Origin of the sequence: Thioalkalivibrio sp. ALE30, from assembly GCF_000377465.1 — a bacterium.
Taxonomy (GTDB): domain Bacteria; phylum Pseudomonadota; class Gammaproteobacteria; order Ectothiorhodospirales; family Ectothiorhodospiraceae; genus Thioalkalivibrio.
This window is the reverse complement of record NZ_KB898171.1, coordinates 63,181-76,748: the sequence shown is the minus strand read 5'-3', so window position 1 is coordinate 76,748 and position 13,568 is coordinate 63,181. Positions and strand designations below refer to the sequence as shown.

Genomic DNA, 13,568 nt, shown 5'->3' with positions numbered 1-13,568 from the left:
CTGAAACCGAAATGGTTCAGCGACAACCGGCTGGCGCCAGAAACATCCGGCCCGATATCCCCACACCCTTGATGCTGCGACGGCCGAGCTGCTTCACCGCCTCGCGAAAACGCTCCACGTGCCCCAGGGCCGATACATGGTGCGACCTCTGTCCCCTTCCGACATGCCGCAGGAAATGCACTGGATCGATCCCCAGACGTTCCAGGATCGGCGGAATGGATTCCGGGATAGCCCCGCGCTTGTCCTCGCGGATCGCGCGCCCGGTCCAGTCCACCAGTTCCAGATAGTCCTCCGTAGTAAAGGCCACCGCATTGCCATGTGGATCGTCGCCTTCCCGCCCCAATACGGTCAGGCGAGGCTCGTCTCCCTCACCCGCCGGACCTTCATGCCCCTGATCCTTACGAGCCAGTGCCCGGATGCGCTGCTGGATCGAGGTGAAATCGGAGGCCTCGGGCGCATCCGCCATCCCGGCGCGCACCGGGTTCAGATCCACGTAGCTCATGCAGGTCAGCACGGCCGCGTCGTCCAGCAGCGCCTGGCTCTTGTAGCGGCCTTCCCAGAAGCGGCCCTTGCAGCCATCCTCTGCATTCGCCCGCCGCGCCAGATGTTCGTTCAGGCTGCGCATGAACCACGACAGGTCCTGCAGTCGGTCCCGCCACTCGGCAATCTGTAGCTGCGCCCGCTCGCGCTCTGCCACCGTCTTGGTCTGCCCCGCCCGATAGCGGGCTACCAGCACCGGCAAGGAGAACAGCCGCTCCCAGCGCTCCATTACCTCGCCTTCGCTCCAGGCCGCCGCCCGATCCACATCCAGCCGCACCACCAGGTGATAGTGGTTCGACATCACCGCATACGCGCACACGTCCACGGCAAACACGCCCTGCAGCTCACGCAGACGCTCCAGCACCCAGCCCCGCCGGTGCGCGTAGTTCTTGCCCGAATAGGAATCCTCGCCGCACAGAAACGCGCGGCGAACACAGCGACAAATACAGTGGTAATACGGCGTCGTCTCGACCGAGACGAGCTCCTTCCTGGCTCGCGTCATCTCCGGACCCTCCCTGGCCCATGCACTCCCCCACAAACCTAGTCAGCCCGCCTCAGGCCGTCAAGAAATCATGGGTGTCCTCTTCTTCTGCCATTAGAGGCCTCGTATTTCTAGCGGCCCTTTCCGCAACGATAGAATATCGTCCAGTACCATTATCGTTCTTAGAAGGCATCTCCTAGCTTCGTGCCGAAGAACATCTGAATGAATTCCTTTATTCACAAGGCTGCCCAGCTTTTCCAACTGTTGCGCAAGCATTTCAGTCGACGCACAAATCAGGTCGATGTTGGTATCACTCCGCCGCTCTTCATCAGCATAGGCCAACAGACGATTTCGATAATTATTTGGTCCCAATTTCCTGCCATTTGGTGCCTCCTCTGTCGGCGGAAACAGCACATCGGAAACATACTCGATCACCCGACGACATGAGGCAGAAACCTGAGCATAATCTTCATCAACCTCAGCGCGATCATACGTTCTGATAGCCGACCATAATTTATTTCCTAACTCAGGGGCCGCGTCAGACATTCGTGTGATAACTTGATCCGCCAACATCCCAAGTGAATCGCTCAATGCATTGGCCAACTCTGCGACTCGTCGCGCCTGCCGGAAGTCATGGTACTTGTCGAAAACTGTGAACTTTCCATTTAGAGGCTCAAATTCTACCCTTTCGAATCCACACTCTTTCAGCTCTTCGATGAACCCGTAATCTTTTGAGTCATCGGTTATGCCGTCCCAAAACTGATGTATATCCTGACCGATGATTCTATAATGTGGCAGGAGCGCGTTGGCATATGCACCCCAGTGGACTGGAGAAGTATCATCGATCTGTAGACCTCCGAGATACCACTCATACTCTGCCAGATTTTTATCGATATCTTGGGCATCTCGAAAGCTAATGCTTTCTAGGAGCACAACGAAGACGTTATTTGAAACCAGATATTGAATAGTATCGTTCGAGAACGACATCCAAATATGCCTTCCCGGATTGAGCAGGTTTTCTAAAGCTGACAAAAAGCGCTCTCTGTTGAAACGACGAACCTCACCTTGTTCTGTTTTTTCTCTGTCCATCGTCTGCATGTAGAGCAGAAGATCACCCTCAAAGACCTTGGTGTGGAGATCTATAGTGCGTGAACGCAGTATCGCCCCAAAAATAGCCCTCCGGATGGGAGCTCCGTAATAGTTACCAAGATCACTATGATCGGCATTAAAATGAAAGGCTACCTTCATATTTCAACTCTCATCCCTTAGTGCATAACGCCCAGCGTAACCGGCTGGCTCTGTAGCGTCAGCGGAAAAACCAGGCCGCGTTGACGCTATGGTTAGGCTCTTATTCATGAAGCCATGGCGCATAACTCAGACCAACCAACACTCCCTCGGGGCTAAGAAACCTTGCGACTGTCTGCCCCCAGGGTTCAGTCCGGGTTTCATGAACGAACTCCTGACCCCTTTCCTTCATTTCTTGTACTGCCGCCCCCACAGCAGCCGCATCCGCCAACTCAAATTCAATTGTAGCCGTCGGCTCAGGAACATGGTCCGGCCATTCCTCTTGGCCAAAACAAGACTGGGCTGCCATAGAGAGGGGCCATACCCCGAAATGATTCGCTCCGGGGAATTTATCCATAAAACGATAATCGTCCATTTTCTCCAGCGGCAGACCTAGTGCATCCTGATACAGGGACGCACTTCCCGCGGGATCTTTGGTAATTGACGCAAAACCCGCAATACACTTGATTTCCATTCACTCCCTCCGTGACTGATGGAGCCTAACGCCGCCAGCATGCGCGCCAACGGAATGGAGGCGAAGCCGCAATGTAGTTGGCATCGCCATGCCTGGCTTGGTTATAAGTGGTCTGGCAGGAAACCAAGATCTATGCCGATTGCTCAAGCTCTGTAATGGAATCCCGTAAACTGCTTTGGCTCCAGCTACTCCGCATGCGATTAATGAGCTTTTCTGCATCGTATTCGAAATCGACCTCAATAGCCGACCGCTCTCCTTCCAAAAAATACTCAGCAGTTAATGTCGCGCCAACAATCGGATTTTTCCGCAACGCCCTAGCCAGTTTTACTCGATCTTCGATGTGGCCTTCACCTTCAAGGTTCACATCTAAAATTTTGGATTCTTTTGGCCCAATCTCAGCGCAAGACCCTACCGACTCTCCTGAACCCCAAATCAGCTTTGGCCGGCCTTTCAGTTTGAGCCAGGACGAATCCTGCTTTAAGTGGACTGCCACATTATCAAGAGCAATGGCTTTGTCAGAATTATTAGAGACAGCGAGCCTGAGTGATAGCTTACTTTTCCGGAATATATTTCCGGTTCCGGAGGAAAAAGTAACGGTGCCTTTATCAGCCTTAAGAACAAGCGGCTCCCCTTCGTCCGATGGCAAACTCTCTTCCCATGTCTTATAACCAGCCCAATAAAATGCAGCGATCCCGCCAACATATAGAGCCAGTGATACATAATCAGACACCTCCAAAAACACTGGCAGCACAAGGACCAGCACAAAGGAGATTGCACCTAAATACACAGATCCATGGTGAAGGAGCTGCTTCAAATATCGCCGATGGCCAGTGCCGCTACTCATAAAGTCCTTTGCGTTGGGGATGACTTATAACGCCTATCTCAGCCGAGGAAGGCCGCATTGCGGCCTGACGTCGGCTGGAGCGCCGTCTTAGACCTTCGGCTTATCACCATGCTCAAACCTTGCCTCTCGCGCCTCCATTAAGGCGTGCTCGAGAGACATTTCTCTAGAGCCTTCGCAGCAGTTGCCTTTGATTGTGTCATAGACAGCGTTTTGGACAGAAATCTTTCCGCATTCATCACATTCGAGGAACATATCATCATACCCCCAATACATCATTTCGCCCTCTGGCGCGTATGACTGTGGTATGAATGTTTTGAGGTAGCCTCTTCCTGATTCGGGAAGAGGTATTTCCTCAAACGCAACGAATAGCGGTTCTCTAATTTCGTTCGCAAACTCCTGCATCAATTGATCGTCGTACTCATATCGCCCCTTGACTTCAAAATAGCCAAACTCCGGAAGATAAAAATCAGGCAGATATGGTTTTCCGTTAACTGAGAACCCTTCTTTCTCGTAGATCCACTTTATTCCAGAAGCATCGAAGAAAACCGCCCATCGAGCTTCTAGGCGCGATCTGAATCGGTGTCCTTTGTATCTAGTTTCGATGGCTTTGATCATGTACTCGCCCGATTTCTTAGGTCTAACAGTAGATTAGACAGAATCTGTCATTTTTGTGATATGCAGAATCTGTATAGCACCTGATTCTCGCGGCGCCGTCCCTTGCTCTGGCAGCCGGTGTTCCTTCAGCATACCCATGACCGAATCATGGATAAACAAGGAGGTCGGCTGATGGCGACAGGAAGTCGTGCCGAAAGGGAACGCCGTTTCTGGGAGCGATACCGGAATGTGGCGATTTCTCAAGGGGTTAAGCCAAAGGCGGTACGCTGGTACGTGGTCCGGGCGGAACGGTTTATCGCGGCGTATCCCGGTCGTCGCCTGGCGGAACTCGGGGCGGAGGACATCGCTCAGTATCTGACCGGCGAAGGGCAGAAGTCGTCGATTCAGGACTGGCAGTTCCGGCAGACCGTCGATGCTATACGGATTCTGTATAGCATCGTGAAGCCAGAATGGGCGACACCGCCGGACAGGGAGTTCTGGCGGGATTCGGCGCGCACGCTGGAGGCGCAACATGCCACGACGGCACGGGAGTTTGCGCCGGTTTCGCCGGAAGATTACGCACAACGGGTTGGCGAGACGCGCTTTACTCCGCTCATTCACAAGCATCTTGATCTCTTTGCACGGCTGGCCTCGGCCATTCGCACACGGTGTATGGCGGTACGGTTGCCTTCGAACCTGGCGTGAGTCTCCACAAAAAAGGGCGCCGACTTTCGGCGCCCTCTTCTGTTGCTGCGTGGCCATTTCCCTGGCTCCGCTTCGTTGGGTCTCGGCCTCGCCGGGTCAGTCCCAGCTCAGCGCGCCCCCGGTCTGGTATTCCGTTACCCGGGTCTCGAAGAAGTTCTTCTCCTTCTTCAGGTCGAGCACCTCGCTCATCCACGGGAACGGGTTATCAGCCCCCGGGTACAGCTCGGCCAGGCCGATCTGGGCGCAGCGGCGGTTGGCGATGAAGTGCAGGTATTCCTCGAACATCTGCGCGTTCATGCCGAGCACGCCACGCGGCATGGTGTCGCGCGCGTACTGCGCCTCCAGCTCCACCGCGTCGCTGATCAGGGTGCGCATCTCGTTCTTGAAGTCTTCGGTCCACAGATGCGGGTTTTCGAGCTTGATCTGGTTGATCACGTCGATGCCGAAGTTCATGTGCATGGACTCGTCGCGCAGGATGTACTGGAACTGCTCGGCCACGCCGGTCATCTTGTTGCGCCGGCCCATGGAGAGGATCTGCACGAAGCCGACGTAGAAGAAGATGCCCTCGAACACGACGTAGAAGGCGATCAGTTCACGCAGCAGCTTCTGGTCCGCCTCCGGCGTGCCGGTGCGGAAGTTCGGGTCCGCCAGGTGCTTGGTGAACGGCAGGGCCCACTCGGCCTTGGTGGCCACGGAAGGCACCTCGCGGTACATGTTGAAGATCTCGCCCTCGTCCAGGCCCAGGGATTCCACGCAGTACTGGTAGGCGTGGGTGTGCAGCGCCTCCTCGAAGGCCTGGCGCAGCAGGTACTGGCGGCACTCGGGGTTGGTGATGTGGCGATACACGGCCAGCACCAGGTTGTTCGCCACCAGCGAGTCGGCGGTGGAGAAGAAACCCAGGTTGCGCTTGACGATGGTGCGCTCGTCCTCGGTCAGACCATTCGGGTCCTTCCACAGGGCGATGTCCGCGTTCATGTTGATTTCCTGCGGCATCCAGTGGTTGGCGCAGCCGTCCAGGTACTTCTGCCAGGCCCACTTGTACTTGAAGGGCACGAGCTGGTTGAGGTCCGCGTGGCAGTTGATGATCTTCTTGTCATCCACGCGGATGCGCTCGGCACCCATCTCCAGGTCTTCCAGACCGGTGCCGGTCAGGGCGTCTTCGTTCGGCTCGGCCAGCGGCTGGCCGGCGTTTTCCGGGTCCGGCGAGACGCTGGGCGCGGCGCCGGCGGTGCTCATCAGCGCTTCGTTCTCCTGAAAGCCCATGCCGGGGCGGACGGCGGGTTCTTTCTGGCCTTCGCCTTTGATGGCTGCGATCGGATCGTCCCAGGAAAGCATAGTGTCCCCTCTTGTTTTCGGTGGCGGCCCGGCGCGGTGGCCGGGCCTTTTGTTCAGTGCGTGGTAATCAGTGCGTGCTGCGTATTCGGTGCCCGTGGGCGGGGCCGCCTTACTGGCAGGCCTCGCAGTCCGGGTCGAGGATCGAACAGGCCTTGGGTGCTTCCGGCTCGGCCGCCTGCTGGCCGCCGGAGACGGCGTTCAGCTTGTTGGCGCGCGAGGAGTCGGCCACGGTGCTCTTTTCCACGTGGGTCGCGCCCATGGAGCGCAGGTAGTAGGTCGTCTTCAGGCCGCGCACCCAGGCCAGCTTGTACAGGGCGTCCAGCTTGGGCCCGGAGGGCTCGGCCATGTAGAGGTTCAGGCTCTGCGCCTGGTCGATCCACTTCTGCCGGCGCGAGGCGGCCTCGACCAGCCAGCGGGTGTCCAGCTCGAACGCGGTGGCGTACAGGGCCTTGATGTCCTCCGGCACGCGGTCCAGCGGCTGCACGGAGCCGTCGTAGTACTTGAGGTCGTTGACCATCACCTCGTCCCACAGCTCGCGGTCTTTCAGATCGCGCACCAGGTACGGGTTGATCACGGTGAACTCGCCGGACAGGTTCGATTTGACGAACAGGTTCTGGTAGGTCGGCTCGATCGACTGGCTGACCCCGCAGATGTTCGAGATGGTCGCGGTCGGCGCGATCGCCATGGTGTTGGAGTTGCGCATGCCGACCTTCTTCACCCGCTTGCGCAGCTTGTCCCACTCCAGGCGCTGGGTGGTGTCCATCTGCAAGTAGTCGTCGCGGGTCTCGGCCAGTTTGTCGATGGAGTCGATCGGCAGGATGCCCTGGCTCCACAGGCTGCCGGGGAAGCTCTCGTAGCGCCCGCGTTCCTCGGCCAGGTCGGTCGAGGCCTTGATGGCGTAGTAGGACACCGCCTCCATGGAGGTGTCGGCAAACTCCACCGCCGCCTCGGAGGCATACGGCACGCGCAGCTTGTACAGCGCGTCCTGGAAGCCCATGACGCCCAGCCCGACCGGGCGGTGGCGCAGGTTGGAGCGCCGCGCCTGCGGCACGGAGTAGTAGTTGTAGTCGATCACGTTGTCGAGCATACGCATGGCGGTGTTCACGGTCTGCTCGAGCTTGGGCAGGTCGAGCTCGCCGGCCTCGTTCACATGCGCAGCCAGGTTGATCGAGCCCAGGTTGCACACCGCGATCTCGTCATCCGAGGTGTTCAGGGTGATCTCGGTGCACAGGTTCGAGCTGTGGACCACGCCGGTGTGTTGCTGCGGGCTGCGCAGGTTGCACGGGTCCTTGAAGGTCATCCACGGATGGCCGGTCTCGAACAGCATGCCGAGCATCTTCCGCCACAGGTCCACGGCCTTCATGGTCTTGTGCACGCGCAGCTCGCCGCGCGCGGCCTTCTCTTCGTATTCGCAGTAGCGCTTCTCGAACTCGGCGCCGACCAGGTCGTGCAGGTCCGGGGTCTCGTTCGGGGAGAACAGGGTCCACTCGCCGTCTTCGGCCACGCGCTTCATGAACAGGTCCGGGATCCAGTTGGCGCTGTTCATGTCGTGGGTGCGGCGGCGGTCGTCGCCGGTGTTCTTGCGCAGCTCGATGAACTCCTCGACATCGATGTGCCAGGTCTCGAGGTAGGCGCACACGGCGCCCTTGCGCTTGCCGCCCTGGTTCACCGCCACGGCGGTGTCGTTGGCCACCTTCAGGAACGGGACCACGCCCTGCGACTTGCCGTTGGTGCCCTTGATGTGGGCGCCCATGCCGCGCACGCGGGTCCAGTCGTTGCCCAGGCCGCCGGCAAACTTGGACAGCAGCGCGTTGTCGCGGATGGCGCTGTAGATGCCGTCCAGGTCGTCCGGCACGCTGGTCAGGTAGCAGCTGGAGAGCTGCGGGCGCAGGGTGCCGGAGTTGAACAGCGTCGGCGTGGAGCTCATGAAGTCGAACGAGCTCAGCAGGTTGTAGAACTCGATCGCGCGCGCCTCGCGGTCGATCTCGTTGATCGCCAGGCCCATCGCCACACGCATGAAGAACGCCTGCGGCAGCTCGAAGCGCGTGCCGTCAGAATGGATGAAGTAGCGGTCGTACAGGGTCTGCAGGCCCAGATAGGTGAACTGCAGGTCGCGCTCGGGCTTGATCGCCGCGCCCAGCTTGTCGAGGTCGTAGCGGGTCAGCTCGCTGTCGACCAGCTCCAGGTCGGCGGCGCGGCGGATGTAGGCACCGAAGTACTCGGCGTAGCGCTCGGCCAGCTGGGCCTGGGTGGCCTCTTCCGGGCGACCGTGCACGAAGCTCAGGGCCTCGCGGCGCAAGGCGTCCATCAGCAGGCGCGCGGTGACCTCGGAGTAGTTCGGCTCCTTCTCGATCATCACGCGGGCGGCCATCACCAGCGCGGTGGCCACATCCTTCTCGGCGACGCCGTCGAACAGGTTGCGGCGCGCCTCGGTCAGGATCTTCTGGCCGTCCACGTGCTCGATGCCGTCACAGGCCTCGGCGACGACCGCCTGCAGGCGCGCCTCGTCCAGCGGGGCCTGGGTGCCGTCGGCGCGGGTCACGTTCAGGCTGGCGGCGGCCTCCTGCTCTTCCGGGGACTGCTCGGCGGCCTCGGCGGCGCGCTTCTGCGCCTGCTGCTCGCGATAGATCACATAGGCCCGCGCGACCTTGTGGTGGCCGCCGCGCATCAGGGCCAGTTCCACCTGGTCCTGGATATCCTCGATGTGCACCGTCATGCCCTGGGTGCCGGCGCGGCGGAACAGGCTGTCCACCACCTGCCCGGCCACTTCCTTGGACACCTCGTGGATGCGGCGGCTGGCCGCGGCATTGCCGCCCTCCACCGCGAGGAAGGCCTTGGTCACCGCGACCTCGATCTTGGAGGCATCGAAGCCCGTGACCTTGCCGTTACGGCGAATCACCTGATGCTGGCCCGGGCTGGTCGCCAGGACCTCGGCCGACGGTTCGGCCTGCGGCGGGTACTGGGTGCCCTCGGGGGCTTCGGCGGTGTAGGGTTCGCTGTTCATGACGGCCTCGCGCTGGTGTTGGATCGAACGTGAAGTACTATAGATCGGGGATCCGGAACTGCATAGCCACTAGATATAGTGGTTCGCGAAAGAACAAGCCGCGCACAACCCGTGAGCAAGCTGTGGATAAAAACGGCGATTCCCCGTCCTGCCGCCGTTCCCGGAGGGGCGCCCGGGTTATCCACCAAACGCCGATGTAGTGACTGCCCGGCCCGCGATCCGGCCCGCGCGATCATGAAAATGTTTTATCGACCGCGATTAACCAAATGCGTCCCGCCCTTCCCGCCGGCGCGGCGTTCCCCCGGTGCCCGTGACCGCGTTGGACAAAGCCGTCCGGCCTCCCAATAATCCCCGCCATATCGATCCCCGATCCGGGATGGCCCGCGAGCTGTGGGCGCACCCCGGATCCCGCTACCCGATTCATGGAACCCGGGCCCACGCCCGACGATCCGGTATCGTGTGCAGCACTTGCAGGGACGGCCCCGCCGCCCCCGCCACGGAATTCATTGTTGCGAGATGGAGAGCGCCATGAGCGACGCCAAGAAGTCCAAGAAGGACAAGAAGAACGCATCCGGCAAGGCCCAGGCCGAGACCCCGAAGATGGCCAGCGCCACCGGGGCCGTGCAGGCCGCCACCGGCGCCGTCCAGCTGGGCGGCGCCACCGAGTCCGAACCGAAAAAGGGCGGCAGCGGCAAGGAAGCGCGCCACTGCCCGCTCTTGATCCTGGGCTCCGGCCCGGCCGGCTGGACCGCCGCGGTCTACGCCGCGCGCGCCAACCTGAACCCGGTCGTGATCACCGGCCTGGAACAGGGCGGCCAGCTGATGACCACCACCGACGTGGACAACTGGCCGGGCGACAACGAGGGCGTGCAGGGCCCCGAACTGATGCAGCGCATGCAGAAGCATGCCGAGCGTTTCGACACCGAGGTGATCTTCGATCACATCCACACGGTGCAGCTGAAGGACAAGCCCTACCGCCTGATCGGCGACTCCGGGGAATACACCTGTGATGCCCTGATCATCTGCACCGGGGCCTCCGCGCAGTACCTGGGGCTGGAGTCCGAGACCACCTTCGCCGGCAAGGGTGTCTCCGCCTGCGCGACCTGCGACGGCTTCTTCTACCGCAACCAGAAGGTCGCGGTGATCGGCGGCGGCAACACCGCCGTGGAAGAGGCCCTGTACCTGTCCAACATCGCCTCCGAGGTGGTGCTGGTGCACCGCCGCGATGCCCTGCGCGCGGAGAAGATCCTGCAGGACAAGCTGTTCGAGAAGGAAAAGAACGGCAACATCACCATCGAGTGGAACCACACCCTGGACGAGATCCTCGGCGACGCGACCGGCGTGACCGGTGCCCGCCTGAAGCACGCCCAGAGCGGCGAGACGAAGGACATCGACGTGATGGGCGTGTTCATCGCGATCGGCCACAAGCCGAACACCGACATCTTCCAGGGCCAGCTGGACATGGAGGGCGGCTACATCAAGGTGCAAAGCGGCCTGGAAGGCAACGCCACCGCGACCTCCGTACCGGGTGTGTTTGCCGCCGGCGACGTGATGGACCATGTCTACCGCCAGGCGGTCACCTCCGCCGGCACCGGCTGCATGGCCGCACTGGACGCGGAGAAGTACCTGGACAAGCTCGGTTGATCACGTGAGCGCCGAGGGCGATACCCAGGCACCGCACCCGCCGGAGAACGACTCGGGCGACACGCCCGAACGTGTCGAACTGCGCGACGGCCTGGCCGACGTGGACCCGGCCGCCTGGGACGCCCTCACCGGCGGCACCGAGCCGTTCCTGCGCCACGCCTTCCTGGAGGGCCTGGAACGCCACGAGTGTCTGGGGCGCCAGTTCGGCTGGTTCCCGCAGCACGTGCTGATCTTCCGCGACGACCAGCTCGTCGCGGCCGCGCCGGCCTACGCCAAGACCAACAACTACGGCGAGTTCGTGTTCGACTTCGCCTGGGAGAGCGCGTGGAACCGCCAGGGGCTTAACTACTACCCCAAGCTGGTCGTCTCCGTGCCCTACACCCCCGCCACCGGCCCACGCCTGCTGGTGCACCCGGAGGCGCCGGACTTCGATCACCTGCGCACGCTGCTCGTGCGCGCCCTGGCCACCCGTGGGCGCGAACTGAACGCCTCGGGTGTGAACATCCTTTTCCCGAACGCGGACGACCTGGACGTGACTCGCGAGATGGGGCTGGCCGAGCGCATGGGCTGCCAGTACCACTGGACCAACGCGGACTACGCAAGCTTCGACGACTTCCTGGCCGCGCTAAGCTCGAAAAAGCGCAAGAACATCAAGCGCGAACGCCGCCGCGTCAATGAGGCCGGCATCGAGTTCCGCACGCTGACCGGGGCCACCGGATCGCCCGAGGACTGGGCGCGCTTCCACCGTTTCTACGTCGACACCTTCGAGAAGCACATGGGCATCCCGACGCTGTCGGAGGCCTTTTTTGTGGAGACGGCTGCGGCGCTGGGCGATCAGGTGGTGCTGTTCGAGGCCCGGCGACCCGGCGCGGCGGGCGACGACGAGACCATCGCCGCGGCCCTTTGCTACCGCAGCCACGACACCCTGTACGGGCGCTTCTGGGGCTGCACCGAGGAGTTGGCCGACCTGCACTTCGAGACCTGCTACTACCAGGGCATCGAATTCTGCATCCACGAAGGACTGGCCCGCTTCGAGCCCGGCGCCCAGGGCGAACACAAGATCCCGCGCGGCTTCCTGCCCACGCCCACCTACTCCGCCCACATGATCCTGACCGAGGGCTTCGACCAGCCCGTACGCGACTTCTGCGAACGCGAGGCCCAGATGATGCAGGCCCACTGCGAACGCCTGCACGAACACTCGCCCTACCGGCAGGTCCAACCCAACGATGCACCTCGCGCCTGAACCATCCCCTGTAGGAGGCCAGCCCTCTGGCCGATGGGGGCCACCCCCACGCCCCATCGCGCAGGGGGCTGCGCTCCTACAACACCCCGCACGCCGGACCCAACCCGTAGGAGGCCAGCCCTCTGGCCGATGGGGCGTAGCCAATGCCGCAATCGCCGAGAGGGCTCGGCTCCTACAAGGCTTGGCATACAACCGGGGCCCGGGTCGCCCCGCAGAGACGATCTTCGTGGGAGCGGGCTCGCCCGCGAAGCCCCTGCCCGCGCGGGGCGCCGCCACTGGCCCTTCGCCTGCAAGCAGGCTCCTACAGAACCCGGGCCTCCAATCTCGGGTCATGCACGGAAGCGCCCCATGAACTCCAGCCCGCAGATCACCCTGCCCTGGCTGGACCCGGAGCACCCGGAGGCCCCGTTCCCGGACCCGGCGCATGCCCTGGCCGAGCCGAACGGCCTGCTCGCGGCCGGGGGCGATCTGTCCGTGCCACGTCTGCTGAATGCCTACCGATCCGGGATCTTCCCCTGGTTCGAGGCCGGGCAGCCGATCCTGTGGTGGAGCCCGGACCCGCGCGCGGTGCTGGAGCCGGGTCACTTCCGCCTGCACCGCAGCCTGAAGAAGGCGATCCGAAACCGTGGCTACACGGTCAGCTTCGATCGCGCCTTCGAGGCCGTGATCGAGGCCTGCGCCGCGCCGCGCGACTACGCCGACGGGACGTGGATCACCGCCAGCATGCAGCAGGCCTACATCGCCCTGCACCGCACGGGGCACGCACACTCGGTGGAGGTCTGGGACGGTCCGCGCCTGATCGGCGGGCTCTATGGCGTGGCCGTGGGGCGGCTGTTCTGCGGCGAGTCCATGTTCTCGCGCGAGCGCGACGCCTCCAAGGTCGCGCTCGCCTGGCTCAGCCGCCACCTGGTCGCCTGGGGCTGGCCGCTGGTGGATGTGCAGATGGAGACCGCCCATCTTCTCAACCTGGGGGCCGTGACCCTGCCCCGCCGCGAGTTCATCGCCCGCATCCGCGACATCGCGAACGAACCCGTCGAACCCGGCCCGTGGCGCACCGACCCGACCCTGAGCCCCCTCGACCCCGGCTGGAACACCGCCGCATAACAGCAGCGCAGGGGCTTCGCGGGCAAGCCCGCTCCCACAGGCCACTGCCACACCCCCCCGCTCCCTCCACAGAGCTCCCTCCCCGCTCGCCCCCGCCCCCGTCACTGCGAGGAGGCGCAGCCGACGTGGCAGTCTGCTGGGGGTATTCCGGCGCCGGGGGCTGAGTCGGGCGATTGCTTCGCGGCGCTCGCAATGACGGGATGGTGGAGCAACCGGGAACCCGTATGCCCGACACTGCGAGGCGCCCGCAGGGGCCAGGGCAGCCTCCGAAACCGGGCACGTCAGCCGGCGCACCCTTGGCCCCCGTTGCGGGTG

At 62.2% G+C, this 13,568-nt stretch carries 11 protein-coding genes; 4 read left to right on the top strand and 7 right to left on the bottom strand.

What is annotated here, in order from left to right; all coding sequences use genetic code 11:
* Positions 1-16 precede the first annotated feature (16 nt).
* From D107_RS0106810 to D107_RS14035, 5 genes are all read right to left on the bottom strand, one after another.
* Positions 17-1,042 (bottom strand): transposase, encoded by a 1,026-nt coding sequence (locus D107_RS0106810; protein WP_018881091.1) that lies wholly within the window; start codon positions 1,040-1,042, stop codon positions 17-19.
* A 93-nt stretch (positions 1,043-1,135) separates the two neighbouring features.
* A complete protein-coding gene (locus D107_RS14045) occupies positions 1,136-2,269 on the bottom strand; it encodes a hypothetical protein (protein WP_155988102.1) in 1,134 nt (377 codons plus the stop codon).
* 100 nt (positions 2,270-2,369) lie between these two features.
* On the bottom strand, positions 2,370-2,780 hold the full coding sequence (locus D107_RS13705) for a VOC family protein (RefSeq protein ID WP_081619367.1): 411 nt from the start codon (positions 2,778-2,780) through the stop codon (positions 2,370-2,372).
* A 130-nt stretch (positions 2,781-2,910) separates the two neighbouring features.
* Complete coding sequence (locus D107_RS14040) at positions 2,911-3,624, bottom strand: hypothetical protein (RefSeq protein ID WP_155988100.1); 714 nt, start codon at positions 3,622-3,624, stop codon at positions 2,911-2,913.
* A gap of 87 nt (positions 3,625-3,711) precedes the next feature.
* Positions 3,712-4,239: a hypothetical protein gene (locus tag D107_RS14035; RefSeq protein WP_155988098.1), complete on the bottom strand. Its 528-nt coding sequence runs from the start codon at positions 4,237-4,239 to the stop codon at positions 3,712-3,714.
* 171 nt (positions 4,240-4,410) lie between these two features.
* Here D107_RS14035 and D107_RS0106805 point away from each other — a divergent pair, with 171 nt between their 5' ends.
* Entirely contained in the window at positions 4,411-4,923 is a 513-nt protein-coding gene (locus tag D107_RS0106805) for a hypothetical protein (RefSeq protein ID WP_018881090.1), read from the top strand.
* Positions 4,924-5,019: 96 nt separating this feature from the next.
* Here D107_RS0106805 and D107_RS0106800 read toward each other — a convergent pair whose 3' ends face one another.
* Positions 5,020-6,258, bottom strand: a complete 1,239-nt coding sequence (locus D107_RS0106800; RefSeq protein WP_018877654.1) for a ribonucleotide-diphosphate reductase subunit beta — start codon at positions 6,256-6,258, stop codon at positions 5,020-5,022.
* A 109-nt stretch (positions 6,259-6,367) separates the two neighbouring features.
* On the bottom strand, positions 6,368-9,262 hold the full coding sequence (locus D107_RS0106795; protein ID WP_018881089.1) for a ribonucleoside-diphosphate reductase subunit alpha: 2,895 nt from the start codon (positions 9,260-9,262) through the stop codon (positions 6,368-6,370).
* Positions 9,263-9,790: 528 nt separating this feature from the next.
* Here D107_RS0106795 and trxB point away from each other — a divergent pair.
* The 3 genes from trxB to aat all read left to right on the top strand — a co-directional run bounded on the left by trxB (position 9,791) and on the right by aat (position 13,253).
* Positions 9,791-10,906 (top strand): thioredoxin-disulfide reductase, encoded by a 1,116-nt coding sequence (gene trxB / locus D107_RS0106790; RefSeq protein WP_026279182.1) that lies wholly within the window; start codon positions 9,791-9,793, stop codon positions 10,904-10,906.
* Between the two features lie 4 nt (positions 10,907-10,910).
* Positions 10,911-12,149, top strand: coding sequence for a GNAT family N-acetyltransferase (locus D107_RS0106785; RefSeq protein WP_018881088.1), 1,239 nt, complete (start codon positions 10,911-10,913; stop codon positions 12,147-12,149).
* A gap of 348 nt (positions 12,150-12,497) precedes the next feature.
* Entirely contained in the window at positions 12,498-13,253 is a 756-nt protein-coding gene (aat, locus tag D107_RS0106780) for a leucyl/phenylalanyl-tRNA--protein transferase (protein WP_018881087.1), read from the top strand.
* The last annotated feature ends 315 nt before the right edge of the window (positions 13,254-13,568 follow it).